This window comes from Cyanobium sp. ATX 6E8, from assembly GCF_024346335.1.
Taxonomy (GTDB): domain Bacteria; phylum Cyanobacteriota; class Cyanobacteriia; order PCC-6307; family Cyanobiaceae; genus Cyanobium_A.
In genome coordinates this window covers 236,442-258,995 of the sequence record NZ_JAGQCT010000002.1, presented here as the reverse complement: position 1 = coordinate 258,995, position 22,554 = coordinate 236,442, and the positions used below count along the sequence as shown (strand labels likewise).

Below are 22,554 nucleotides of genomic sequence, written 5' to 3'. Positions count from 1 at the left end.
CGCTCTCCACAGTGTCCGCGTCCCCGTTGCCTGGCGCGGAACGATCTGCATCCACCGCTGGGTGGATCAACGTATCTCTATTTAAGCGCTTGGTAGCGGTTGATACCACATGATCCACCGGATTGCTTCCGTTTCGTTGCAAAGGGGTGCGGTTCAGCTCCTGGGCTCAGCCCGCACCAGCAAGCCATCTCGCGGGCTGGGGCTGGGGATCAGTTGCAGGCTGAGGTCCTGATCCGGCTCCAGCTGCAGGGTCAGTTGCCGCAGCAGGCCCACTGCCATCAGGCGGATTTCCAGTTCGGCCAGGGCCTTGCCCAGGCACACCCGCTCGCCGCCGCCGAAGGGCAGCAGGGTGAGCCCGCTATCACCATTGAGATGGCGTTCCGGGCGGAACTGCTCCAGATCGTCGTCGCCGGCACCACCATCAAATCCGCCGTCGGCAGCGCTGCTGAAGCGGTTGGAGGCGGCCAGGGCCACCTGCACCACCCGGCCCGCCGGTACCAGCACGCCATCGAGAACCAAGTCGCGGGTGGTGCGGCGGAAGAAGCCGCCCACCGGCGGGTTAAGCCGCATCACCTCCTGCACCACGGCCGAAAGCCGTGGTGTGGCCTCCTGCTCGGCCAACGGCCAGCTCAGGCCATCGAGCTCGGCGTGTAGCCAGGGGAGTACCTCCGGGTGCTGCAGCAGCGCCGCCATCAGGCAGCTCAAGGAGGAGGCGGTGGTTTCGTAGCCGGCGAAGAGCAGCAGCAGCAACTGCTCCACCAGGTCGTCGTCGGTGAGCGGCAGGCCTGCTTCATCGAGGCCGCCACTGAGCAGATCCAGGCCACCGGCCAGGGGTTCTCCCTCCGCCACTTGCTGGCGGGCCCGCTCCAGCACCCCGGCCAGGCGTGCCAACAAGCGGCTGCGGGCCTGCAGCGCTCGGGAAAAGGGGCTGCCGGGCAGCGCAATCGGAATCGAAAACAGGGCGCGGGTCCAGATTTCAAAGTCGGCAAACAAGGCGTCGCGGTCGTCGCCCTCCAGCCCCAGCACCACCGTGGCGATCACCGTGAAGGCAAAGCGGCGCATGCGCGCCACCAGCGGCACCGGTGTGTTGGCGGCCTTGAGCTCCGCGGCCAGCTCCTCCACCAGCGTCACGATCGTGGGGGTGTACCGCCGCAGCGCCGCCGCCGAAAACAACTGCCCCACCACCCGCCGTCGGGCGCGGTGGTCGGCGCCATTGCGGTTCGCCAGCGAACGGCTGCCCAGCAGCTGGCGCACACTCTCGGGCCACCAGCCCTCGGTGGCGTCGGGCTGGGCCAGCAGATCGGTGATTGCCCGGCCGCCGCGGATGAACACCAGCGGCTGGCCCAGCAGCCGCGTTTCATACACGTTGCCAAACTGCTCAAAGCGCTGCTGGGCGAAGTCTGCGTCGCGGAAAAACGCCAGGGCCTCCAGCGCGCCCGTGCTGGCGCCGGTGCTGGGCAGGGGCCGGGGTGATGCAGGCAGGTCAACCATCGTGTTCCACCTTGGAGGCTCCACCAGGCTCGTCGGCCACAGCCTCAATCCGGTAGTACTCCCGATCGTCGGAGCAGCACAGATCGGCGTAGTACCGCTCCAGCACTGCGTGGGCTGCGCCGTAGCTCGTGAACAGCTCACCAGCGATGCCGTCGCGGATGCCGTCGTCGCGGAGGATCTGGTAGCGGCTCATGGTGTGGTGCACAGGCGACAGCCCGGGATTCAGTAATACCGGCCGGGATACTCGCCCGGATGCTCGATCCGACGCACCCGCACGCCCGAGGCGGACTGGCCGGAGAAGCGCAGGATGTCGCTTCCAGACACCGAAAAGCCGAGCTCCTGGGCCAGCAGCGCCACTTCATCGGCCGTGATCGCGTCTCCCACCTGCCGCTTCAGGGCCGGATCACGCTGCACGCGGGCCAGGAAGTGTTTGAGCTGCTCGAGCGTCACCACTAACCCCTGAGGCAGCCACCATAGTGCAGCCTTGGTGAGGACATTAGGCACACAGAGTCGCTACGCTGGTGAAATGAAGCCCTTCGCGTGGAGTCCTGAGAAAAATGCTCAGCTGATGGTGGAGCGGCAAGTCTGCTTCGAAGCTGTCGTCATCGCCATAGAGGGGGGAGATCTGCTGGATGTGCTGGAGCATCCCAACCCGCAGCGCTACCCAGGCCAACGGATCCTCATCGTGCGCCTTGTGGGATACGTGCACTTGGTACCCATTGTGGAAACCGACGAGCATTTTTTTCTAAAAACGATCATTCCCAGCCGTAAGGCCCATCGGCAGTACACCTCTGAAAAAACCGACCAAACCGAACCATGAAGACGATTCCCGCCACTCCTCGCCTGGATGCAGAGGAACACCAGCTGCTCAACGATTTTGAAGCCGGTGCCCTGCGCAGCACATCCAGCCCAGAGCTGCTGCAAGAGCTCAGTCAGTCCGCCAAGGCAACAGGCCTGAAAGACCAGCGCATCAACATCCGCATCTCAAGCGGTGATCTGCAAGCTCTTCGTACGCGTGCACTGCAGGAGGGCATCCCGTACCAAACCCTGATCAGCAGCGTGCTGCACAAATACGTCAGCGGAACGCTGTAAACCTGCCAAAACTGCCGATCTTCTCGAAAACCCTGGTTGCTCCAGGTTCAGACGCGCCGCTCCCTGCAGACTGCGGCAGCTGGCCTGTCTGATCTGGATGAATCCCAATGCTCTGCCGCCGATCGCCGGGCGAGAAGCCGAGATCCTGGCCCTGGTGCAGCAGAACCGGCCCGTGTTGTTGCCCGCCGGCAGACGCGATCTCGCGCAGATCCACTCGGCCTTCGCCTGTGCGCTGCACATGCACCAGCCCACGATTCCAGCTGGGGCCAATGGGGAGCTGATCTCCCATCTGCAGTACATGCTCGAGCATCCCGGCGAGGGCGATAACCACAACGCCGAACCCTTCGCCCAGTGCTACCGGCGCCTCGCCGAGCTGATTCCCCAGCTGATCAGCGAGGGCTGCAACCCGCGGATCATGCTCGATTACTCCGGCAATTTGCTCTGGGGGTTCGAGCAGATGGGCCGCGCCGACATCCTCGAGGCGCTGCGCTTTCTGGCCTGCGATCCCACCATGCAACCCCACGTTGAGTGGCTCGGCACCTTCTGGAGTCACGCCGTGGCTCCTTCCACGCCGATCCCCGATCTGAAGCTGCAGATCCTGGCCTGGCAACAGCATTTCGCCGCCCTGTTTGGTGAAGCGGCCCTGCAGCGGGTGAAGGGCTTCTCACCACCGGAGATGCACCTGCCCAACCACCCCGACACCCTCTATGAATTCGTCAAGGCCCTGCGGGAGTGCGGCTACCGCTGGCTGCTGGTGCAGGAACACAGCGTCGAAAACCTCGATGGCTCCGGCCTCAGCCACGCGCAGAAGTACATCCCCAATCAGCTGGTGGCACGCAGCTCCAGCGGCGACACGGTGAGCATCACCACCCTGATCAAAACCCAGGGCTCCGACACCAAGCTGGTGGGCCAGATGCAGCCCTGCTACGAGGCCCTGAGCCTCGGGCGCATGCCGCTGGGCGACACCACCATTCCCGCCCTCGTGTCCCAGATCGCTGATGGCGAAAACGGCGGCGTGATGATGAACGAATTCCCTCAGGCCTTTCTCCAGGCGCACCGCAAGCTGGCCGGTGACAGCGGCGGCGAAGGCGAGCGCACGGTGGCCCTCAACGGCACGGAATACCTTGAACTGCTGGACGCTGGCGGTGTGACAGCTGAGGCTTACCCCCAGATCCAGGCGGTGCAGCAGCACAAGCTGTGGCAACACCTGGATGGGCCAGCCAGCCCGGAGTCCGTGCAGGCCGCCATCGCCGAGCTCCAGGCCGGCGATTCCAGCTTCTCGATGGCCGGTGCCTCCTGGACCAACAACCTCAGCTGGGTGGAGGGCTACGCCAACGTGCTGGAGCCAATGAACCGCCTCAGCGCTGACTTTCACCAGCGTTTCGATGCCCTGGTGGCGGCCGATCCCGCCGTCACCCGCAGGGCGCCCTATCAAGAGGCCCTGCTGCAGCTGCTGCTGCTCCAAACCAGCTGCTTCCGCTACTGGGGCCAGGGCACCTGGACCGACTACGCCACGGAGATCCACCGCCGGGGTGAGGCCGCCCTCCATGGCCAGCGCTGATCCACTGCCGCCCTGGCGGCCCCTGTTGCGGGGGGCGCGCGAGCGGGAGGGGCGCTCCCCCCAGGCCCGCTGGTTGCAGCTGGCCAGCGTGGCGACCGACGGCACGCCGCGGTTGCGCACCCTGGTGTTCCGCGGCTGGGCCGGCGCAACGGAGCTGGATCTGCTCACCGATGGCCGCAGCGCCAAGGCTGCTGAGCTGCACCATCAGCCAGCGGTTGAGCTGGGCTGGCTGCTGCCCAAGGCTCGCTGCCAGTTCCGCCTGCGCGGCGCGGTGCTGCACCTTCCGGCGGAGCTGGAGGCCCGCGAGCGGCAACGCCACTGGCAGGGCCTCACCCCGGGCGGCCGGGCGCTCTGGGGCTGGCCGGCCCCGGGCCAGCCGCTCGAAGCCGAGGCGTGCTTCCCTGCCGAACTCGGCGATGAGCTGCCGATCCCCACCAGCTTCCAGCTGCTGCGCATCGGCCTGGAGCAGGTGGAGCTGCTGGAGCTCACCAACCACCCCCACCGCCGCCGCCGCTGGTGCCGCGAGGATGGCTGGGCGGAGCAGCGCCTCAATCCCTGACCCTTACCCCTCTGCGATGCCCCACCACGCTGACCGCCCCACCAAGATCTGCCCCGTGTGCCAGCGCCCCTTCCAGTGGCGCAAGAAGTGGAAGGACGTGTGGGACGAGGTGCGTTACTGCTCCGACCGCTGCCGTCGCCGCCGCAGCTCCCTTAGTGCCGAAGGGCAGGCTCCTGATGCGGCAGCACAATCATGACCACCAGTCCTGTCCCTCCTGATATGTCCGCACCCCTGACCCCGCCCTTCAACCACGACAGCCTGCGCCAGCTGTTCACCAAGCCCTATGGCGTGGCCGCGCCCTCGGCTGAAAAGTGGAGGCAGGTGTACGCCGAAACCGTGCACTTTGAAGACCCCACCCAGAGCAAAGACGGCGTGGATGCCTACATCGCCGCCCAGCAGGGCCTGGTGCAACGTTGCGATGACGTGTTTCTGGAGGCCGATGCGGTGGCCATTGATGGCGACACCGCCTTCGTGGAATGGCGCATGGGCCTGAAGATCAAGGGGATCGAATTCCTCTATCCCGGCACCAGTCGGCTGCGCTTCGGGGCTGATGGCCGCATCGTTGACCATCGCGACTACTTCGACTTCGTTGGCCCCACCTTTGCGCCGGTGCCGTTGGTGGGCGGCTTCGTGCGCTGGCTCTACAAGCGCTTCGTGGCCTGATGGGCGCCAGCACCAGCACCATGCGCCTGCTCAGCTGGAGCGATTTCGATCGCGCCGTGGATCACATCGCCGCCCGCTGCGCCGAGCGCCGCTTCAGCGGTATTCACGGCATTCCCCGCGGTGGCCTGTGCTTGGCGGTGGCCCTGAGCCACCGGCTGGCACTGCCCTTGCTGGCTGACGCCCGCCCTGGTTGCTTGCTGGTTGACGATGTCTACGAGACCGGCCTCACCCTGGAGGCCCACCGGCAGCTGCCCGAAGCCCAGGCGGTGGTGTGGATCAGCAAGGCGGAACCGCAGTGGTGGCATGCCGTGGAGGTGACCAGCTCCAGCGACTGGATTGTGTTTCCGTGGGAAACCCAGGCTGCCGCCGCCGCCGATGAGCAGCGCTACCGCAGCTCGCGCAGCTGATCTCAGCGATGCCAGCGATGCCCAGCCCCACCCTCTACCTCGCCTCCCCCTACGGCTTCTCGCCCCACTGGCGCGAACGGTTGCTGCCGGATTTCATCACCGCCCTCGAGGCCCTGGGGCTGGAGGTGTGGGAGCCCTTCAGCCGCAATGGCCAGGTGGATCTGGCGCAGGAGGGCTGGGCCTGGCGGGTGGCCCAGGCCGACCTGCAGGACGTGCGCGACGCTGATGCTTTGCTCGCGATCGTCAACGGAACCCCTCCCGATGAGGGGGTGATGCTGGAGCTGGGGGCGGCGATCGCCCTGGTCAAACCGGTGTTTCTGTATCGCGACGATTTCCGCCGCTGCAGCGATTCGGAGGACTATCCGCTCAACCTGATGGTGTTCAGCGGCCTGCCGCAGCACGGTTGGCAGGATTCCCTCTACGGCTCGATTGACGAGCTCAGCGATCCCCGCAAGGCCCTGGTGCGCTGGTTGCAGCAGACGGCACCTGGCGGGGGCAGCTAATCCGCAGGTTCGCCGTCTTCGTTCACGCTCAACCGGCGGCAATCATGTGGATCGCCACCTCCTGGGACGTGGCATGCAACGGGGTTGGGGTGGGAGTGGTGGTTTGAGCCATAACGACAGACCTGAACAACATGGTCTTAGGCAAGACGCCAGAGCCCATGAGGAGCTGCCCCCAACCTGCCGATCAGTGCTGCAGCAATCCTGCGTGATCGCCAACGGGCTGCGGCTGCTGAAGGGTCTGGAGCCCCTTACCAGGGCAACCGCTCTCCATTGGCATGCCAGAAGCTGCCGGAGTTGTCCAGGGTGAGGGCATCGATGCGGGCCAGCAGTCCGCGCACCGACTCCTCCGGGCTGATCCCCTGGGGGTTGAAGTTGATCATGCGGGTGCGCACCAGGCCGGGGTGCAGGATCGCCACGGCGATGCCCCGGGGCTTCAGGTCGATCGCCAGCGATGTGCCGGCCATGTTCAACGCCACCTTCGACATCCGGTAGCCGTAGGAGCCGCCGGAGGTGTTGTCGTCGATGGATCCCATGCGGCTGGTCATCAGCACCAGCTTCGAGCCGCGCTGCAGCTGGGGCAGCAGGGCGTGAGTGAGCCGCAGTGGTGCCAGGGCATTCACCTCAAACTGGCGCCGCAGGCTGTCTGGATCCAGGTGCTCGAGGCTGGTGGCCTCCAGCACGCCGGCGTTGAGAATCACCCCATCCAGCGGCAGGCCCGCCAGCCGATCCACCAGATCGGCAACAGCGGCCTCACGGGTGAGGTCCACCCCCGCCTCGATGCGCACCCCCAGTGCCTCCAGCTCAGGTGAGGGGGTGCGGCAGACGGCGATCACCTGCTCTCCCCGCTGCTGCAGCTGGCGGCAATACTCCAGGCCGATGCCCCGGTTGGCACCGGTGACGAGGAAGGTCTTCAAGGCAGATGAGTCGCGTGAGCCCACCCACGTCTAGCGGCGTCCGTTGACGATCACCGCGTTGCCAGAGCCGCCAGCGGCACCGGGCAGCGCCGGCACCACGGAGGTCTGGCCATCCCACTTGTCGAGGAAGAGCTTGTAAAGCACCTGGTCATCGAGGCTGGTGTTGAGCGTCTCGTAGCGCTTGGCTTCCTGTTCGGCGATCAGCACTTCGGTCTGGGCCCGCAGCAGCTGCTGCTCGGCGATCTGCTTCTGCTCGATTGCGGCGCGGTATTCCTCGGCGATCTGCAGGCCCGTCAGGTCGAGGCCCTGCACGGTGACGTAGTCAAATTTGCGCAGTTCCTCCGCCACCTTCTCCTGCACGAGCTCGGAAATGGAGTTCCACTCCGTGGCAATCGTCACCAGCTCATATTGCGAGAACACGGATTTCAGCGCCTTGAGCAGGGATGGCTGAATCACCCGGGGGTAGATCTGCTGGTCGTCGGTGGCAATCGTTTCGTAGATGCGCCCGGCTTCGGCCGGTTTCATCGCATATTTCACCGTCGCCGTGGCCTGGATCACCTGCAGATCCTTGGTCAGGGTGGAAAACTGCTCGGGTCGCACCTGGGTGCGCACGTCAAACAACGAGGTGTTCTGCACCAGCGGCGCCTTGATGTTGGCGCCGGGATTGCGCGGAACACCGGTCACCTTGCCGAGGGTGGTGACCACGGCCACGTTGCCGGCCGGAACAATGAAGACGGTCTGGCTCAGCAGGATCGCCAGCCCGACCACCACGGCAATGATCAGGCTGAAGGCTGCTCCCGGCCCCTCTGGACTGGCGGCGGAGCGAAGGGGCGACTGCATCGGGGAATCGTGCCAATTAACAACCCTAGGAACGGTCGTTGATGAAACAACGGCTGACAAAGGGTGACGTCATGGCGCGCAAAAGGGCGCTGTAGCTGAGCTGGTAGCGCTGTTCATCGCCCACCTGGGGAGCGGTGCCCGTGCATCCGACCACCAGGTGATCACTCGAGGCTCCCCGGATCGTCACCCCAACCGGTGGGCCCAGACCAGCCGGATCGACGTCCTGTTCCCCCAGGGCGAGCAAGGCCCTTTGTTCGGAAGCGGGCTCCCCGGCTGGAGGCAACAGCTGCGGCTGCGCCCATCTCACCCAGACTGATCTCGCCATGATTGAGGGATCCCGACTGGCTGCGAACCCATGGCTCTCTCTCAGGAAACCTGCATTCCCTGCACCGATGGTGCGCCCACCCTCAGCGACACCGAGCTCGCCGCCCTTCTGCCGGAGCTGCCGGGTTGGCAGGTGATCGAGGCGCACCACCTGCACAAGTCCTGGACCTTTGCCGATTTTCAGCAGGCTCTCGATTGGGTCAACCGTGCTGGCGCGATCTGCGAGGCACAGGGCCATCACGCCGAGTTCACCCTGGGCTGGGGCCACGCTGAAGCGCTGGTGTACACCCACAAGGTGGATGGGCTCACCCGCGCCGATGCGGTGCTCGCGGCCAAGTTGGATCAGGCCTAAGCGGTCACGTCGAGGTCGTCAGTTGGCAGCGGGTTTGCAGCTGGCTGCTCTTGGCCGCCGCACCTTGGCGATGCCTTAGGGGGCTTCGACCCGTTAGGCGGCGTTCTTCACACAATCTTCCGTAGAAAACCTGCTGCTCCAGCCTCGATCAGCTCCAAATCTCCATAGGGTTCACAAACGTGCGGTTTCGTCATGGCTTCCCGGGAGGAGCTCAACTCCAGCGGTGATCTGTTTGAGCCCCGCAGTCTGGAATGGCAAGACAACGGTGAGCTGGCTGCCAGCGAGGTGTTTGAGCTGGTCAAGCGTCTGCGGGCAGTGGAGTCTGGTGAGCACGTCAATGAGTTGTGGCGGCTCAGTCAGAAAGTTTGATCCAAAGCATGTTGCAGCACGCGAGCTGCATGATCGTGTGCATCCAACTCCGGAAGATCGCATCAGACTGATAACAGCGATGGGAGGGGGGATTGATGTTTCTCAAATTGCGTGATGCCGACGACGAGAGCCTGGTGGAGGTGCTCGATCTGAAGCAGCTTTTGGATCCTTTTGTTGCCGATGTGCTGGTGCGTCTCCATGCCGGAGAGGAGCTACAGGATCCGGGGCCCGTGAGCAAGGATCATCTGGTGTTTCCCTCCGGTGAGGCGCTGCCGCGCTGCTGGGTGCAGCTCAGCGGTCACGACTGAGGCCAAATCGCTTCGTCATGGCCGTGATGCCTTGGTTTGCTCCCGCTGACAGCAAAGCCCGGCTGAGCTCCTGACTTGCTGCTCCCGGATAGTGATCTGCTGACACGCTCGACCAAAAACGCGGAAGACCGACAAAATTGCCCCATCTTTTTTCGATATGCGCAGTGGCGAGTTCCTCAGGTTTCCCGATCTCCGGTGACAGTCTTGAGGCGAGCGACCTCACCCTGCGGCAGTTGCGTCACCTGGCCAGCAGCCTCGGCATCGGGCGCTACAGCCGCATGTTGAAAGATCAGCTGCTGCGGGCTATCGAGCGTCAGGCGCCCTCTCCGGGCGAGCCTGGGCAGGGCCCAGCCGACCTCCGCGCCCTGGAGGCGGGCATGGCTCCGGCCCCTCGGCCGGAGGCCCAAACGTCCGTGGTCTTTCTGCCCCGTGATCCCCAGTGGGCCTATGTGTTCTGGGAGCTCTCTGATGCCGACCGACGCCAGGCGATGGCCGACGGAGCCAACCAGTTGGTGTTGCGCATCGCCGATGTCACCGGACTTGGTGAAGGCGGCGCCCATCCCCACACCATGCAGGAAGTGGTGGTCAACAGCCACGCCACCGAGTGGTACCTGCCAGTGCCCCTGAGTGACCGCGCCTACCGGGTTGAACTGGGTTATCGGGTTGCGGGCGGTGCCTGGCGTTCCTTGGCCTTTTCCGCCGTGGCCCACGTGCCCTCGCTCCATCCCAGCGAGCTGATCCTGGATCAATTCGTGCCCTTCACCCTCGAGGCTCCGGTGACCGAGGCCCCGGCTGCGCCGCTGATCTCCGAGGCGGCACCGGGAATTCACGAGCGCGTCTACCAGGTGGCCACCTCCACCTGGAGGGCGACGGGTCGCGGTTCGGAAGCCTTCCATGAGGTGGATACCTTCGCCGATTCCAGCCAGGGGCTCAACGCCTCCGGTGCTGGCCTTTGGGCTAGCGGCCGCACGGCATCGGGTGCCGGTGGGGTTGCCTCACGCCAGCGCTCCTTCTGGCTGGTTGCCGATGCCGAGTTGATCGTCTACGGCGCCACCGATCCCTCGGCCACCCTGCGCATCGGCGAGGAGCTGGTACCCCTCGCCGAAGACGGCACCTTCCGCATCCAGGTGCCGTTCCGCGACGGTCAGCAGCAGTATCCGATCACGGCAGTGGCGGCCGATGGCGAGCAGCGCCGCCACATCACCCTCGAGTTCAGCCGTTCCACCCCCGAAGCCAACGTCAACACCGTGGAGGACGCAGTCGCCGAGTGGTTCTGACGCTTTAGGGCACCAGGTTAACGAGCTTGCCTGGCACCACGATGACTCGGCTGGGGGCTTTGCCCTCCAGCCATTTGGTGGCGATCTCACTGGCTAGGGCGAGCTGCTCCAAGGTGGCCTTGTCGGCATCGGCGGGCACTTCGAGGTTGCCGCGCACCTTTCCCTTCACCTGGATCACCAGCGGGATCGTGTCGCGCACCAGGGCGCTGGCATCAGCGCTTGGCCAGGCCTGGTGGTGCACGCTCGTTTGGCCATCGGGATTGCCCCCCAACCTCTGCCAGAGCTCCTCGGCCAGGTGCGGCGCGAAAGGCGCCAGCAGCACCAGCAGGGTGCGCAGGGCTTCGCTGGCGACGGCCGCGGAAGCCCCCTGCAGGTGCTCGCCCATGGCGTTGCTCAGCTTCATCAGCTCCGAAACGGCCGTATTGAATTGGTAGTCGCCGTCGAGGTCATCGCTGATCTCGCTGATGGCGGTGTGAACGGCGCGGCGCAGGGCTTTGTCCTCCGGGCTGAGGCTGCTGGACGCGGTGCTGGAGCCGCCATCCCCCAGCCCCTGGCCCTGGCCCACGGCCCCATCCACCAGGCGCCAGAGGCGCTGCAGGAAGCGGAACTGACCCTCCACATCGGCGTCATCCCACTCGAGATCCTTCTCGGGCGGCGCCTTGAACAGGATGAACATGCGGGCGGTGTCAGCGCCGTATCTGTCGATCACCACGGCGGGATCGACGCCGTTGTATTTCGACTTTGACATCTTTTCGTAGAAGGTTTCCAGCACCTCGCCCGTGATCGGATCACGGGGATCGCTGGGATCGGCCACATCGGCCGGGGCGATGTACTTGCCGCTATGGGGGTTCTTGTAGGTGATGCCCTGCACCATGCCCTGGGTGAGAAGGCGCGCGAAGGGCTCATCGAAGCCCAGCAGGCCTCGGTCGCGCAGCACCTTGGTGAAGAAGCGCGAGTAGAGCAAGTGCAGGATGGCGTGCTCGATGCCACCCACGTACTGGTCCACCGGCAGCCAGGAATCCACCGCCTCGCGGTTGAAGGGCAGGGCCGAGTTGTGGGGATCGCTGTAGCGCAGGAAGTACCAGCTGGAGCACATGAAGGTGTCCATGGTGTCGGTTTCGCGCCGCGCGGGCTTACCGCAGCAAGGGCACTCGACACGCCACCAGCTCTCGAGCTGGGCCAGGGGTGAGCCGCCCTTGCCCTCAAGGTTGGCGCCCTTGGGCAGCTCCACCGGCAGTTGCTCCGCCGGCACGGGCACAACGCCGCAGCTGTCGCAATGGATCACCGGGATCGGGCAGCCCCAGTAGCGCTGGCGGGAGATCAGCCAATCGCGCAGGCGGTAGGTGATGCGGGCCCGACCCCAGCCCTCGGCTTCCGCAGCGGCGGTGATGGCCGTTTTGGCCTCTGCGCTGGCTAGGCCATTGAAGCGGCCGGAGTGGATCAGCACGCCGGGCTCGGTCCAGGCGCCACCCTCGTAAGCGTGCTCATCACTGCCCTCCGGGATGACCACTTGCTGCACCGGCAGCTCGTACTGGCGGGCAAACACAAAGTCGCGCTGGTCGTGGGCGGGCACCCCCATCACGGCGCCGGTGCCGTAGTCCGCCAGCACGTAGTCGGCGATCCAGAGGGGGATCAGTTCGCCGTTGGCGGGGTTGCGCACCTGCGCACCGATCGGCACGCCGCGCTTGGGTTTGTCGTCGGTCGTGCGCTCCTGCTCGCTCTGGCGACTCACCAGATCACAGAAAGCCTCCACGTGGATCGCCTGCTCCGCAGTGGTGAGTGAGGCCACCCGAGGGTGCTCGGGGGACAGCACCACATAGGAGGCGCCAAAGATTGTGTCCGGCCGGGTGGTGAACACGGTGATGTGTTCGCCGGTGTCTGCGCCCTCGCCATCCACCACCGGGAAGCTGAGCTCGGCGCCGGTGCTGCGGCCAATCCAGTTGGCCTGCATGGTGCGCACCCGCTCCGGCCAGCCCTGCAGCTTGGGAAGGTCGTCGAGCAGCTGGTCGGCGTAGGCGGTGATCTTCAGAAACCATTGGCGCAGCTTGCGCTTCTCCACCAGGGCACCGGAGCGCCAGGAGCGGCCTTCGCTGTCCACCTGCTCGTTGGCGAGCACCGTCTGGTCGATCGGATCCCAGTTGACCGTGGCGTCTTTCTGGTAGGCCAGGCCGGCTTCGAGAAACTGCTGGAACAGCCACTGGGTCCAGCGGTAGTAATCGGCGTGGCAGGTGGCCACCTCCCGGTCCCAGTCGATCGAGAGACCCAGGCGCTGCAGCTGGGCGCGCATGGAGGCGATGTTCTGATCGGTCCACACGCCCGGATCGATGCCCCGCTCGATCGCGGCGTTCTCCGCCGGCAGGCCGAACGCATCCCAGCCCATCGGATGCAGCACCTGTTTGCCGCGCATGCGCTGCACCCGGGCGATCACATCGGTGATCACGTAGTTGCGCACATGGCCCATGTGCAGGTTCCCCGAGGGATAGGGAAACATCGACAGGGCGTAATAGGGCTCGCCATCAGCAGCGGCCGTGCGGTGTTGCCCGGCGGCATCCCACTGCTGCTGCCAGCGGGATTCAAGGGCCTGGGGTTGGTAGCGGGGTGCGTCGCTCACAGCAGCCAGGCCTGGATCAGAGTTGTGATCGTGCCACAGCCCAGTCGGTGAGGGCGGGATCAGCCAAGGGCGCGGATCGTGCAGGCCGCAGCACGGTTGATCAAGGTGAGAGGACGGCCTTCCGCCTGGCTGAGGGCGAGATAGGCGACGTCCTGCCAATGCAGGGTTCCTTCCAGTTCACCGACACCCATCACCTGGATGGCCACGGGAGTTTTGTGGCGGATCAGATCCTGCAGATGGCGAATGCTCGGCTGGGAGGTATCGAGAGCCGCCAAGCGCTTCTCGAAAAAGCTCTGCATAGGATTTGGCGGTGGCTGCGTTTGCCCCCATCGTGCTCCAGTTCAGCAAATATCAAGGTCTGGGAAACGATTTCCTCATGCTCGATGCCCGGGGGGCGGGCAGCAGCGACAGCGATCTGGGCCTCACTCCGGAACGGATTCAACGCCTATGCGCCCGCCGCTTCGGCGTGGGCGGTGACGGGGTGATCCTGGCCCTTCCGCCCCGGGAGGGTGGAGAACTGCGCATGCGGATTTTCAATGCCGATGGCAGCGAACCGGAGATGTGCGGCAACGGCATCCGCTGCCTGGCGCGCTTCCTGGCCGACAGCGATGGGGATGCCCCGGGCCGGCAGTGGCAGATCGAAACCCTGGCCGGGCGCATCGTTCCTGAGCTCTGCGCCGACGGCACCATCCGGGTGGACATGGGCGCCCCCTTCCTCGAGCCGGCGGCCATCCCCACCACCCTTGCGCTTGGCGATGCCGGGATCGCCCAGGGCAGCCTGGAGGTTGCGGGTGAGACCTTCGCGGTGGGAGCCGCTGGCATGGGCAATCCCCATGTGGTGATTCCTGTGGACGATGTGGCGGCTGTCGATCTGGAGCGCTACGGCGCCGCCCTGGAGGTGCATCCGGCCTTCCCCGCCCGCACCAACGTGCACTTCGTGCAGGCCCTCAGCCCCACCCATCTGGTGATGCGGGTGTGGGAGCGGGGTGCTGGGCCGACCCTGGCCTGCGGCACCGGGGCCTGCGCCACCTTGGTGGTGGCCCATCGCCTCGGCTTGGCGGAGCGCTGCGCCCGCCTGGATCTGCCTGGCGGCCCGCTGGAGATTGCCTGGGATGAAACCAGCGGCCATCTGTTTATGACCGGTCCGGCGGTGGCGGTGTTTGACGGTGTCGTCACCCCCGAGCTGTGGGGTGAAAGTGCCGCAGACCTCGAAGGCTCTGATGAGCCTGCAACCGGACTCCCGGTGAACGTTCAACAACCAGCGAAGGACATCGCGATTGCCGGGTCGGCAGAGGCCGAGATCGATTGCGCCACGGTCTGCATCAACGGTTGTCTGCGGCCGGATGCCTGTCCGTCCGCGGAGGCCCGGGCCCGGGTGGCGGCCCTGCTCAGCAGCAGCTCCCTCGACGACCTGGTGGCCCTGGCCACCAGCTCCCTGGAGTCGCGCACGCGGGCTCGGGTGGAGCGGGACAGCGGTTTGTTCAGCTAGCGCCTTGGCACCCTCCGCACCGGCTGCCTCCGCACCGATCTACCTCGACGCCTGCGCCACCACCCCACCGGCAGCGGAGGTGCTCGAGGCCATGGCTGCGGTTCAGGCTGATGCCTGGGCCAACCCCTCAAGCCTGCATGGTTTTGGGTTGGCCGCCGCCGAGCAGCTGGAGCGCAGCCGTTGGCGACTCAGCGAGCTGCTCGGCTGTGCCGCCAGTCAGCTGGTGTTCACCTCGGGGGGCACCGAATCGATCCACACGGCCCTGCTTGGAGTTGCCGGGCAGGGGACGCCAGGCCGGCTGTTGATTTCAGCGGTCGAACACCCGGCCACCCTGGCTGCTGCGGCACAGGTGCAACGGCTCGGCTGGCAGGTGGAGATCTTGCCGGTGGACCACCTGGGGGTGGTCGATCTCGAGGCCCTCGATCGCCTGCTGGTGCCGCCCACACGGCTGGTGTCGCTGATCTGGGGCCAGAGCGAAGTGGGCACGATCCAGCCGATCGAAACGATCGGGGCCCGCTGCCGCGATGCCGGCGTGCTGTTGCATGTGGATGCGGTGCAGGTGCTGGGCCATCGGCCGTTGGCCTTCGACGCCCTGCCGATCGACCTGCTCAGCCTGGCGGCCCACAAGCTGCAGGGGCCCCGGGGCGTCGGCGCCCTGTTGGTGCGCCCAGGCTTGACGCTGTCTCCCTTCATCGCCGGCGGCGGCCAGGAAGATGGGCGGCGAGGTGGCACCGAGCCGGTGGCCCTGGTGGCGGGTCTTACCCGTGCCCTGGAGCTCTCCCAAACGCGCCTGCAGGCCCACGGGGGCCGTGATCCGATCACGGATCTGCGTGATGGCCTGCTGGCCCACGTGCTGGCGCTGGAGGGGGTGTGCCTCAGCGGCCCCGATCCCCGCCACCCCGGCGATCCTCCCCGCCTACCCCACCACCTCAGCCTGTTGGTGGCCAGCCCATGCGGCACGCCCCTGTCGGGCCGTCGCCTGGTGCAGGCCCTCTGGCAGCAGGGGTATGCGGTCAGCAGTGGTGCGGCCTGCAGCAGTGGGCGCGCTGCCCAGCCGGGGGGGCTGGCTCCCAGTCCGATCCTGCAGGCCATGGGCTATGCCGATGCGGCGGCCGCCAGTGGTGTGCGCCTGAGCCTGGGGCCCTGGCTCACCGCTGCCGATCTGGCGGGTGTTCCCGCGGCGCTCGAGCAGGCCCGGTTGTGGCTGCAAGCTGAACACCCAGCAGACTGACGCCTTGGTCAGGGAGCCCTTAGGGTCAGCCGACACGTGCTGGCTTGATGCTCCCCCCCGACCTGCGCAGCGCCGAGGCTGAAGCCATCACGGCGGTCCAGGCAGCCCTCAGCGGCGGTGCCAAGGGTCTGTGGACCGTGGAGCTGCGCTTTGAGGGCCTGCGGATACTGCCCTTGGCCCTGCGTCTGCAGGCGGCCCTCAGCCCGGCTCAGCCCAGCCTGCGGCTGTTGTGCCCGGACGCCGGCGCCACGGCCCTGGCCCAGCGCGATGCCCCGGATTTCGCCGCCCGCATCGCCAGCTTGCGGGATCAGATGCGCCTGCAACAGGCCGATGGCGGCAGCGAGGGCGTGCTGCTGCTGGTGGCCCCCTCCCCCGCCGACTATGAGGAGGTGGAGCAGGTGTGCGCCCTGCACCGTGGGGCAGTGGTGCTGCTCAACGGCAGCCTGGAGGATGCAGCGGTGGGCATCGGCAGCGTCGCCCGGCAGCGCCGCAAAGGATTTTTGTCGGGCTGGCAAAGCGCCTATGCCCTGATCCCCTCCGGCGATGGGGCGCTGCGCCGGGCTTGCCCTGATCCCTGGGAGCTCTACCGCTGCGATCCCGACGGCTACCGCTTTGTGGCCCACTTCGATCAGAAACCGGATGCGGAGCAGCAGGCCCTGGCTCTGGCCGGTGAGGGCGGGCTGGGGCTCGGCGGCAACCTCAAGGTGATGGATGCCTTCATCGAGGGGCTGCGCAACTAGGTTCTGGCCTGCCGCTGGCCGGTATCGGCTCTGGTGGGACCCGGCGAACCTCCGTACACTGCGCCGAACCCTTGCACAGCCCGATGGCCCCCGAGCGCGACCTGTCATCTGCACGCAACGGCCGCTCCTGGAGCCTGGTGGACCTCGGCGCCGCAGCCGCGGTGGTGCTCGCCGCCGTTGGTGTGATCTGGAGTCCCAAGCTCAGTGGCGCTGTGGCCCAGGCCACCGGTGCCCTCACGCAGGTGACGGTGCTGGTGGATGTGCGCGGTGTGCCGGTGGCGGATCCCGCCGCCTTGATTCAGGCGGCCAAGCGCGAGGGCAAGGTGGCCATCGTGATCCGCAACCAGCCCCATGGTTCGGTGGACGTGAAGCAGGTGCTGCCCTTGCAGCGTCTGCTGACGGCCGTGCAGCCGAACGGCACGGTGGTGACGGCAGTGGATCCGAACCAGGCCACCCTGGGCAGCCTGGATGCCCGCTTTGTGCTGCAGGGCCAGGGCCGCAAGAGCGGCGGCGGCGTCGTCTTCGGCAACCAAAACCTCAAGGTCGGCGCCCCCGTGGAAATTGAGGGGTTGCAGTACCGCGTTGGGGGCACGGTGAGTGGCCTGCAACTCGGAGGCCAGTGAGATGGGCACCATCTGTGGTTCCGTTCAAGCTGCTGGGGCGCTGATCACGCTGGCGGTGCTGCCAGCGGCAGCCCTGGCCCAGCAAGCCCCGGCGATCACCGCCTACGCGCTGGAGCCGGCACCGCTGGCCACCCTGCCGCCGCTGCCCCCTCCGGTGGGCCTGCCCCAGTTGCAGTTGCAGGTGAGCTGCCCGGCGCTGCAGCAGCGGCTCCTGACCACGGTGGGCAGCCAGGCACCGGTCTGGAGCATCAGCATTGCCGATAGCCAGGGGCGACTGCTGGCCGATCTCAACGGCACCCGCCCGCGCATTCCGGCGTCCAACCAGAAACTGCTGAGCACGGCCTATGCCCTCGATCGGCTCGGGCCTGATTACCGCCTCAACACCCAGCTCTGGCTTCTCAGCGACGGCAGCTTCCGTCTCACCGGTGAGGGCGACCCTGATCTGGCCCTGCCCCAGCTGCAACGCTTTGCCAAGTTGGCCCTGGGATCGGGTGGCAGCAGCGGCGAGACCCCTTCGCTGGTGCGCCTCCAGATCGCCGAAGAGCCTCGCCAGGCGTGGTGGCCCCAGGGCTGGCATCCCGATGATCGTTACTACGCCTACGGGGCCCCGATCACCCGGCTGGCCGTCACCAGCAATGCCATCCACGACTCGGTGATGAATCCGCCCTCCCGTCTGCAAGCCCTGCTGCAGAAATCCGTGGGCCAGCAGGGCGGCAAGGTGCAGGTGTCTCAGGTGTCGTCGCGCGCGCCCCTGCCGGGTGATGCGGTGCTGCTGCATCAGGAACCCTCAGCGCCGATGCACAACCTGCTGAGCCTGGCCAACACCGAGAGCCACAACTTCACCGCCGAGGTGCTGCTGCGGCAAGCTGCCGGCACCTGGGATCTGGGTCAGGCCGCCCAGCGCCAAACCCTCTGGCTGGGTGAGCAGGGCCTGCCGATGGATGGCGTGCGGATCGCCGATGGCAGTGGCCTCGACCGGGCCAATCGCCTCACCAGTCGCTTCCTGACGGCCCTGTTGCTGCGGATGGATCAACACCCCTACGGCCGTGCCTACCTGGCTTCCATGGCTGTTGCTGGTCAGCGAGGCACCCTGCGCAATCTCTACGTGGGCAGCCCTCTGCAGGGCCAATTCTTCGGCAAAACCGGCACCATCAGCGGGGTGCGATCGATCAGTGGCGTGCTGCTCACCAGTGCTGGCCCTCGCTACGTGAGTGCGATCAGCAATGGCGCCAGCTCCCCTAACGACACCATCGGCCGGGTGCTGCGCCAGGCGCAGATCACCCAGCTCTGCCCGCTCTAACCCGCCAGCTGCTTGAGCGTGTTGGCCACCCGGCGGCGGCGGCTGACCGGCTCCTCACTACCGGCGGACGCCACTTCCGGTGTCTGGAGCCGCACCAGTTCGCGCCGGCCTCCCAGCACCACCTGGCTCATCTCCTTGAGGCGCCCTTCCAGTTCGCCGAGCACCTGTTCGGCGTAGCGGTTTGCCCCTTCCTGGATGGCGGCGGCCTCCTGGCGACTGCGGGACACCAGGGCATCGCATTGCTGCTGGGTCTGTTGGCGGAACTGCAGGGCGTCGTTGTGCAGCCGCTCCGCTTCGGCCTGGCTGTCGCGCTGCACCCGCATCCCCTCCTGGCGCACCTGCTCCAGCTCCGCCATCGCCTGTTGCCGGTTGCGCTCGTGTTGCTCCAGCAGCTGACGGTTGCGTTCGGCGGCCTCCTGCTCCAGCTGCTGGCGGCGGGCCGCAAATTGCTGCTCCATCTGGGCCGTGCGGGCTTGGTGTTCCTGCTCGGCCTGGGCCACCTGTTGGCGGGCCTGCAGCATCAGCTGCTCGCATTGCTGGCGGGCCTGGTCGCGCAACTCGGCCACCTGTCGCTCCGCCTCCTGGCGGATGGCGGCGCCGTTGATCAGCTGTTCACGCTCGCGCTTGCCGGTGGCAATGATCTCGTCGGCCTGCTGGCGGGCCTGGCCGATGAAGTCCTCCCGCTGCCGGATCAGCTCGACCGCCTGGCTCAGCTGGGTTGGCAGCGCCTCCCGCAGGGCATCCATCACTTCAATGGCGTCCTGTTCGTTCACCAGGCGGCAACCGCTGAAGGGAATGCGGCTGCCTTCGAGCACGATCTCCTCGAGTTGATCGAGCTGATCGAGCACGGTGATGGTGGCCTCGGCCATGGACGGCTCTAAACAGATGTCCGATTAAAAAGCCTGGCCAGGTCATCCGCCACTCCAGGAGGCACCATGTGGCGCACATCGCCACCGAACCGCGCCACCTCCTTCACCACCGAACTGCTCAGAAAGCTGTGGCGCACGGCGGTAGCGAGAAACAGCGTTTCCACCTGGGGGGCCAGGCTGTGGTTGGTGTGGGCGATCTGCAGCTCGAATTCGAAATCGCTCAGGGCCCGCAGCCCGCGCAGGATCACCTGAACCTCGCTGCGACCGGCGAAATCCACGGTGAGCCCATCAAAACTGCCCACCTCCACGCCATTGAGGTGGGCGGTGGCGCTGCGGATCTGCTCCAGGCGCTGCTCCAGGCTGAAGGCGGGCTGTTTGCCGGGGTTCTGCAGCACCGCCACCACCACACCGTCAAACAGCCGGGCCGCCCGCTCGATCAGATCGAGATGGCCCAGGGTGAGGGGATCGAAACTGCCGGGGTAAAGGGCACGCATCCAGCCAGCCTATGGGCGCCCCCAGCGTTTCTAGAGTTGGGCCAGTTCCCCGCGCCCCCGGGCGCCTCTGCCGCCATGGCCCCGATTGCCACCCTCAACGCCGAAGCCAAGAAGACGCTGCTGCGCAAGATTCCCCATGGGGTGTTCATCTGCGGGGTGGCCGAAGCTGAGGAGGTGAACGGCTTCACCGCCAGCTGGGTGACCCAGGGCAGCTTTGAGCCGCCCCTGGTGGTGATGGCGGTGCGGGCCGACAGCACCAGCAACGGCATGATCCAGCGCACCGGCAAGTTTTCCCTGAACGTGCTGGCTGCCGACCAGAAAGACCTGGCTGCCGTGTTTTTCAAGCCCCAGAAAGGGGTGGGTGGGCGCTTTGACGCCGCCCCGTTCCAGCTCGGGGAGCTGGGCTTGCCGATCCTGGACAACGCGCTGGGCGCAGTGGAGTGCGAACTGGTGGGGCAGGTGGCCCATGGCGACCACACCGTGTTTGTCGGCGAGGTGAAAAGCGCCACCCTGCACCGCGATGGCGCTGCCCTGGAGCTGGGAGGCACCGGCTGGCAGTACGGCGGTTGAGCCTGCCCCTGCTGCAGCAGCCCGATCGGCTCAAGGCCCGGCTGCGGGAGGTTCCCTCCGAGCCGGGCTGCTATCTGCTGCGCGACGCCAGCGACCGGATTCTCTACATCGGCAAGGCCAAGCTGCTGCGCAACCGGGTGCGCAGCTACTTCCAGAGCGGCAGCGGCCACGCCCATAGCCCGCGCATCTCACTGATGGTGCGCCAGGTGGCCGAGATCGAGTTCATCGTCACCGACAGCGAAGCCGAGGCGCTGGCGCTGGAATCCAACCTGATCAAGCAGAACCAGCCGCACTTCAATGTGCTGCTGAAAGACGACAAGAAATATCCCTACCTCTGCATCACCTGGAGTGAGGCCTACCCGCGCATCTTCATCACCAGGCGGCGCCGCTTCCGCTCACCCCTCGATCGCTTCTATGGCCCCTATGTGGATGTGGGCCTGCTGCGCCGCACCCTGACCCTGGTGAAACGGGTGTTCCCTCTGCGCCAGCGGCCCCAGCCGCTCTACCGCGACCGCACCTGCCTCAACTTCGACATCGGCCGCTGCCCGGGCGTTTGCCAGGAGAAGATCAGTTCAGACGACTACCACCGCACCCTGCGCCAGGTGGCGATGGTGTTCCAGGGGCGCAACGAGGAGTTGTTGGAGCTGCTGCACGAGCAGATGGGCAAGTACGCCGAGCGGCTCGACTTCGAGAGTGCCGCCCGGGTGCGCGACCAGCTGCAGGGCATCGACACCCTCACGGCCGACCAGAAGATGAGCCTCGGCGACAGCTCGGTGAGCCGCGATGTGCTCGCCCTGGCGGCCGATGCGCGGGTGGCGGCCGTGCAGCTGTTCCAGATGCGGGCCGGCAAGCTGGTGGGTCGCTTGGGGTTCACCGCCGATGCCGTTGGCGCCGATGGCGTGCCCCTGGAGCCCGGCCGGATTCTGCAGCGGGTGGTCGAGGAGCACTACAGCCAGGTGGAGCCGGTGGAGATTCCGCCCGAGCTGCTGCTGCAGCACCCCTTGCCCCAGCAGCCCCTGATCGAGGAGTGGCTGGTGGAGCGCCGCGGCCGGCGCGTCAAGCTGGCCGTGCCCCAGCGGCAGCAGAAGGCCGATCTGATCGAGCTGCTGGAGCGCAACGCCAGCTACGAGCTGCAACGCGCCCAACGGGGTGCTGAACAGCAGTTGCTGGCCACCGAAGACCTGGCCCAGCTGCTGGAGTTGCCCAGTCCGCCGCGGCGCATCGAGGGCTACGACATCAGCCACATTCAGGGCAGCGATGCGGTGGCCTCCCAGGTGGTGTTCATCGATGGGCTGCCGGCCAAGCAGCACTACCGCAAATACAAGATCCAGAGCAGCTCGATCCGCGCCGGCCACTCCGACGACTTCATGGCCATGGCCGAGATCATGCGGCGGCGCTTCCGGCGCTGGGCCCAGGCCAAAGCGGAGGGAGCGGATCTGAGGGCCCTGCGTCGGGCGGCCAACACGGCCCTGCACTCCGGCGGGCTCAACGACTGGCCCGATGTGGTGATGATCGACGGCGGCAAGGGCCAGCTTTCCGCCGTGATGGAGGCTCTGCGCGAGCTGAACCTGGACGAGGAGCTGGTGGTTTGCTCGCTGGCCAAGCAGCGGGAGGAGGTGTTCGTGCCGGGGGCGAAGCAGCCGCTCGAGAGCGAACCCGACCAGCTGGGGGTGCAGCTGCTGCGCCGCCTGCGCGATGAGGCCCACCGCTTCGCGGTGAGCTTCCATCGCCAGCAGCGGGGCGAGCGGATGAAGCGCTCCCGCCTCTCCGACATTCCCGGCCTGGGCCCCAAGCGGGTGAAGGAGCTGCTGGCCCACTTCCGCTCGATCGATGCCATCCAGCTGGCGAGTCCCGATCAGATCGCGGCGGCCCCGGGGGTGGGGCCGGCTCTGGCCCGCCAGGTGTGGGACTACTTTCATCCCAGTGACGACCTCGCCGGCGAGGAATTGGCCAGTTGAGGCATCTTG

Annotated in this window: 29 protein-coding genes; 19 read left to right on the top strand and 10 right to left on the bottom strand. The window is 66.6% G+C overall.

Going from position 1 to position 22,554, the window contains the following annotated elements; genetic code table 11:
* Positions 1-153: 153 nt before the first annotated feature.
* The 3 genes from KBY70_RS03415 to KBY70_RS03405 are packed head-to-tail and all read right to left on the bottom strand — an operon-like array spanning position 154 to position 1,941.
* A complete protein-coding gene (locus KBY70_RS03415) occupies positions 154-1,491 on the bottom strand; it encodes a cytochrome P450 (protein WP_254987372.1) in 1,338 nt (445 codons plus the stop codon).
* Positions 1,484-1,684 carry a hypothetical protein gene (locus tag KBY70_RS03410; protein WP_094561188.1) on the bottom strand — a complete coding sequence of 67 codons (201 nt, stop codon included), beginning with the start codon at positions 1,682-1,684 and terminating at the stop codon, positions 1,484-1,486. Before KBY70_RS03410 ends, KBY70_RS03415 begins: the two co-directional genes overlap by 8 nt.
* Before the next feature lie 29 nt (positions 1,685-1,713).
* Entirely contained in the window at positions 1,714-1,941 is a 228-nt protein-coding gene (locus tag KBY70_RS03405; protein ID WP_094561225.1) for a Nif11-like leader peptide family natural product precursor, read from the bottom strand.
* A gap of 76 nt (positions 1,942-2,017) precedes the next feature.
* Between KBY70_RS03405 and KBY70_RS03400 the strand changes: the two genes are divergently transcribed.
* From KBY70_RS03400 to KBY70_RS03365, 8 genes are all read left to right on the top strand, one after another.
* Complete coding sequence (locus KBY70_RS03400; RefSeq protein WP_254987371.1) at positions 2,018-2,311, top strand: toxin; 294 nt, start codon at positions 2,018-2,020, stop codon at positions 2,309-2,311.
* On the top strand, positions 2,308-2,583 hold the full coding sequence (locus KBY70_RS03395) for a hypothetical protein (protein ID WP_094561190.1): 276 nt from the start codon (positions 2,308-2,310) through the stop codon (positions 2,581-2,583). The genes KBY70_RS03400 and KBY70_RS03395 overlap by 4 nt, the downstream gene beginning before the upstream one ends.
* Positions 2,584-2,680: 97 nt before the next feature.
* The gene (locus tag KBY70_RS03390; protein WP_094561191.1) at positions 2,681-4,144 is read left to right on the top strand and encodes a glycosyl hydrolase family 57; all 1,464 of its coding nucleotides are present in this window, start codon (positions 2,681-2,683) and stop codon (positions 4,142-4,144) included.
* Positions 4,131-4,703: a pyridoxamine 5'-phosphate oxidase family protein gene (locus KBY70_RS03385; protein ID WP_094561192.1), complete on the top strand. Its 573-nt coding sequence runs from the start codon at positions 4,131-4,133 to the stop codon at positions 4,701-4,703. The genes KBY70_RS03390 and KBY70_RS03385 overlap by 14 nt, the downstream gene beginning before the upstream one ends.
* Before the next feature lie 16 nt (positions 4,704-4,719).
* Positions 4,720-4,899, top strand: coding sequence for a DUF2256 domain-containing protein (locus tag KBY70_RS03380; protein WP_254987370.1), 180 nt, complete (start codon positions 4,720-4,722; stop codon positions 4,897-4,899).
* Between the two features lie 23 nt (positions 4,900-4,922).
* The gene (locus KBY70_RS03375; protein ID WP_254987369.1) at positions 4,923-5,366 is read left to right on the top strand and encodes a nuclear transport factor 2 family protein; all 444 of its coding nucleotides are present in this window, start codon (positions 4,923-4,925) and stop codon (positions 5,364-5,366) included.
* On the top strand, positions 5,366-5,773 hold the full coding sequence (locus KBY70_RS03370; RefSeq protein ID WP_315859682.1) for a phosphoribosyltransferase: 408 nt from the start codon (positions 5,366-5,368) through the stop codon (positions 5,771-5,773). The genes KBY70_RS03375 and KBY70_RS03370 overlap by 1 nt, the downstream gene beginning before the upstream one ends.
* 17 nt (positions 5,774-5,790) lie before the next feature.
* On the top strand, positions 5,791-6,276 hold the full coding sequence (locus tag KBY70_RS03365) for a nucleoside 2-deoxyribosyltransferase (RefSeq protein WP_254987368.1): 486 nt from the start codon (positions 5,791-5,793) through the stop codon (positions 6,274-6,276).
* A gap of 248 nt (positions 6,277-6,524) precedes the next feature.
* Here the strand turns inward: KBY70_RS03365 and KBY70_RS03360 are convergent, their stop codons facing one another.
* Genes KBY70_RS03360 through KBY70_RS03350 form a run of 3 tightly spaced genes read right to left on the bottom strand, consistent with a single transcriptional unit; the run spans position 6,525 to position 8,313 of the window.
* A complete protein-coding gene (locus tag KBY70_RS03360; RefSeq protein WP_254987367.1) occupies positions 6,525-7,190 on the bottom strand; it encodes an SDR family oxidoreductase in 666 nt (221 codons plus the stop codon).
* 30 nt (positions 7,191-7,220) lie between these two features.
* The gene (locus KBY70_RS03355; protein ID WP_094561196.1) at positions 7,221-8,030 is read right to left on the bottom strand and encodes a prohibitin family protein; all 810 of its coding nucleotides are present in this window, start codon (positions 8,028-8,030) and stop codon (positions 7,221-7,223) included.
* 25 nt (positions 8,031-8,055) lie between these two features.
* On the bottom strand, positions 8,056-8,313 hold the full coding sequence (locus tag KBY70_RS03350) for a hypothetical protein (RefSeq protein WP_254987366.1): 258 nt from the start codon (positions 8,311-8,313) through the stop codon (positions 8,056-8,058).
* Between the two features lie 72 nt (positions 8,314-8,385).
* Between KBY70_RS03350 and KBY70_RS03345 the strand changes: the two genes are divergently transcribed.
* The 4 genes from KBY70_RS03345 to KBY70_RS03330 all read left to right on the top strand — a co-directional run bounded on the left by KBY70_RS03345 (position 8,386) and on the right by KBY70_RS03330 (position 10,660).
* The gene (locus KBY70_RS03345) at positions 8,386-8,706 is read left to right on the top strand and encodes a 4a-hydroxytetrahydrobiopterin dehydratase (RefSeq protein WP_094561197.1); all 321 of its coding nucleotides are present in this window, start codon (positions 8,386-8,388) and stop codon (positions 8,704-8,706) included.
* 192 nt (positions 8,707-8,898) lie between these two features.
* Positions 8,899-9,075, top strand: a complete 177-nt coding sequence (locus KBY70_RS03340) for a hypothetical protein (protein WP_158217068.1) — start codon at positions 8,899-8,901, stop codon at positions 9,073-9,075.
* A 95-nt stretch (positions 9,076-9,170) separates the two neighbouring features.
* On the top strand, positions 9,171-9,383 hold the full coding sequence (locus tag KBY70_RS03335; RefSeq protein ID WP_254987365.1) for an acetyltransferase: 213 nt from the start codon (positions 9,171-9,173) through the stop codon (positions 9,381-9,383).
* Between the two features lie 164 nt (positions 9,384-9,547).
* The gene (locus KBY70_RS03330; RefSeq protein ID WP_254987364.1) at positions 9,548-10,660 is read left to right on the top strand and encodes a DUF4912 domain-containing protein; all 1,113 of its coding nucleotides are present in this window, start codon (positions 9,548-9,550) and stop codon (positions 10,658-10,660) included.
* A gap of 4 nt (positions 10,661-10,664) precedes the next feature.
* Here the strand turns inward: KBY70_RS03330 and leuS are convergent, their stop codons facing one another.
* A complete protein-coding gene (gene leuS, locus KBY70_RS03325) occupies positions 10,665-13,310 on the bottom strand; it encodes a leucine--tRNA ligase (protein ID WP_409996014.1) in 2,646 nt (881 codons plus the stop codon).
* A gap of 20 nt (positions 13,311-13,330) precedes the next feature.
* Positions 13,331-13,570 carry an Hfq-related RNA-binding protein gene (locus KBY70_RS03320; protein ID WP_094561201.1) on the bottom strand — a complete coding sequence of 80 codons (240 nt, stop codon included), beginning with the start codon at positions 13,568-13,570 and terminating at the stop codon, positions 13,331-13,333.
* A 32-nt stretch (positions 13,571-13,602) separates the two neighbouring features.
* On the opposite strand from KBY70_RS03320, the gene dapF reads away from it, so the two are divergent.
* The 5 genes from dapF (at position 13,603) to dacB (ending at position 18,654) form a co-directional block, all read left to right on the top strand.
* Positions 13,603-14,760 (top strand): diaminopimelate epimerase, encoded by a 1,158-nt coding sequence (dapF, locus tag KBY70_RS03315; protein WP_254987409.1) that lies wholly within the window; start codon positions 13,603-13,605, stop codon positions 14,758-14,760.
* A 4-nt stretch (positions 14,761-14,764) separates the two neighbouring features.
* Positions 14,765-15,991, top strand: a complete 1,227-nt coding sequence (locus KBY70_RS03310) for a cysteine desulfurase family protein (RefSeq protein WP_254987363.1) — start codon at positions 14,765-14,767, stop codon at positions 15,989-15,991.
* A 47-nt stretch (positions 15,992-16,038) separates the two neighbouring features.
* Positions 16,039-16,731, top strand: a complete 693-nt coding sequence (locus KBY70_RS03305) for a DUF1995 family protein (RefSeq protein WP_254987362.1) — start codon at positions 16,039-16,041, stop codon at positions 16,729-16,731.
* Positions 16,732-16,814: 83 nt separating this feature from the next.
* Positions 16,815-17,354: a DUF4330 domain-containing protein gene (locus tag KBY70_RS03300; RefSeq protein ID WP_254987361.1), complete on the top strand. Its 540-nt coding sequence runs from the start codon at positions 16,815-16,817 to the stop codon at positions 17,352-17,354.
* A 1-nt stretch (position 17,355) separates the two neighbouring features.
* Positions 17,356-18,654 (top strand): D-alanyl-D-alanine carboxypeptidase/D-alanyl-D-alanine-endopeptidase, encoded by a 1,299-nt coding sequence (gene dacB / locus KBY70_RS03295; RefSeq protein WP_261355928.1) that lies wholly within the window; start codon positions 17,356-17,358, stop codon positions 18,652-18,654.
* Here dacB and KBY70_RS03290 read toward each other — a convergent pair.
* Positions 18,651-19,523: a hypothetical protein gene (locus tag KBY70_RS03290; RefSeq protein ID WP_094561206.1), complete on the bottom strand. Its 873-nt coding sequence runs from the start codon at positions 19,521-19,523 to the stop codon at positions 18,651-18,653. The two genes, dacB and KBY70_RS03290, sit on opposite strands and share 4 nt — an antisense overlap.
* Before the next feature lie 8 nt (positions 19,524-19,531).
* The gene (gene coaD, locus KBY70_RS03285; protein ID WP_254987359.1) at positions 19,532-20,017 is read right to left on the bottom strand and encodes a pantetheine-phosphate adenylyltransferase; all 486 of its coding nucleotides are present in this window, start codon (positions 20,015-20,017) and stop codon (positions 19,532-19,534) included.
* 75 nt (positions 20,018-20,092) lie between these two features.
* Between coaD and KBY70_RS03280 the strand changes: the two genes are divergently transcribed.
* Together KBY70_RS03280 and uvrC are read left to right on the top strand one after the other, a co-directional pair.
* The gene (locus KBY70_RS03280) at positions 20,093-20,587 is read left to right on the top strand and encodes a flavin reductase family protein (RefSeq protein ID WP_094561208.1); all 495 of its coding nucleotides are present in this window, start codon (positions 20,093-20,095) and stop codon (positions 20,585-20,587) included.
* Positions 20,584-22,545, top strand: a complete 1,962-nt coding sequence (gene uvrC, locus KBY70_RS03275; RefSeq protein ID WP_094561209.1) for an excinuclease ABC subunit UvrC — start codon at positions 20,584-20,586, stop codon at positions 22,543-22,545. The genes KBY70_RS03280 and uvrC overlap by 4 nt, the downstream gene beginning before the upstream one ends.
* The last annotated feature ends 9 nt before the right edge of the window (positions 22,546-22,554 follow it).

Excerpts from the sequence above, each read along its gene's own strand:
- KBY70_RS03415 (WP_254987372.1), bottom strand. The coding sequence starts at position 1,491 with ATGGTTGACCTGCCTGCATCACCCCGGCCCCTGCCCAGCACCGGCGCC.
- KBY70_RS03410 (WP_094561188.1), bottom strand. The coding sequence starts at position 1,684 with ATGAGCCGCTACCAGATCCTCCGCGACGACGGCATCCGCGACGGCATC.
- KBY70_RS03400 (WP_254987371.1), top strand. The coding sequence starts at position 2,018 with ATGAAGCCCTTCGCGTGGAGTCCTGAGAAAAATGCTCAGCTGATGGTG.
- KBY70_RS03395 (WP_094561190.1), top strand. The coding sequence starts at position 2,308 with ATGAAGACGATTCCCGCCACTCCTCGCCTGGATGCAGAGGAACACCAG.
- KBY70_RS03390 (WP_094561191.1), top strand. The coding sequence starts at position 2,681 with ATGAATCCCAATGCTCTGCCGCCGATCGCCGGGCGAGAAGCCGAGATC.
- KBY70_RS03385 (WP_094561192.1), top strand. The coding sequence starts at position 4,131 with ATGGCCAGCGCTGATCCACTGCCGCCCTGGCGGCCCCTGTTGCGGGGG.
- KBY70_RS03380 (WP_254987370.1), top strand. The coding sequence starts at position 4,720 with ATGCCCCACCACGCTGACCGCCCCACCAAGATCTGCCCCGTGTGCCAG.
- KBY70_RS03375 (WP_254987369.1), top strand. The coding sequence starts at position 4,923 with ATGTCCGCACCCCTGACCCCGCCCTTCAACCACGACAGCCTGCGCCAG.
- KBY70_RS03370 (WP_315859682.1), top strand. The coding sequence starts at position 5,366 with ATGGGCGCCAGCACCAGCACCATGCGCCTGCTCAGCTGGAGCGATTTC.
- KBY70_RS03365 (WP_254987368.1), top strand. The coding sequence starts at position 5,791 with ATGCCCAGCCCCACCCTCTACCTCGCCTCCCCCTACGGCTTCTCGCCC.
- KBY70_RS03355 (WP_094561196.1), bottom strand. The coding sequence starts at position 8,030 with ATGCAGTCGCCCCTTCGCTCCGCCGCCAGTCCAGAGGGGCCGGGAGCA.
- KBY70_RS03345 (WP_094561197.1), top strand. The coding sequence starts at position 8,386 with ATGGCTCTCTCTCAGGAAACCTGCATTCCCTGCACCGATGGTGCGCCC.
- KBY70_RS03340 (WP_158217068.1), top strand. The coding sequence starts at position 8,899 with ATGGCTTCCCGGGAGGAGCTCAACTCCAGCGGTGATCTGTTTGAGCCC.
- KBY70_RS03335 (WP_254987365.1), top strand. The coding sequence starts at position 9,171 with ATGTTTCTCAAATTGCGTGATGCCGACGACGAGAGCCTGGTGGAGGTG.
- KBY70_RS03320 (WP_094561201.1), bottom strand. The coding sequence starts at position 13,570 with ATGCAGAGCTTTTTCGAGAAGCGCTTGGCGGCTCTCGATACCTCCCAG.
- KBY70_RS03305 (WP_254987362.1), top strand. The coding sequence starts at position 16,039 with ATGCTCCCCCCCGACCTGCGCAGCGCCGAGGCTGAAGCCATCACGGCG.
- KBY70_RS03300 (WP_254987361.1), top strand. The coding sequence starts at position 16,815 with ATGGCCCCCGAGCGCGACCTGTCATCTGCACGCAACGGCCGCTCCTGG.
- dacB (WP_261355928.1), top strand. The coding sequence starts at position 17,356 with ATGGGCACCATCTGTGGTTCCGTTCAAGCTGCTGGGGCGCTGATCACG.
- KBY70_RS03290 (WP_094561206.1), bottom strand. The coding sequence starts at position 19,523 with ATGGCCGAGGCCACCATCACCGTGCTCGATCAGCTCGATCAACTCGAG.
- coaD (WP_254987359.1), bottom strand. The coding sequence starts at position 20,017 with ATGCGTGCCCTTTACCCCGGCAGTTTCGATCCCCTCACCCTGGGCCAT.
- KBY70_RS03280 (WP_094561208.1), top strand. The coding sequence starts at position 20,093 with ATGGCCCCGATTGCCACCCTCAACGCCGAAGCCAAGAAGACGCTGCTG.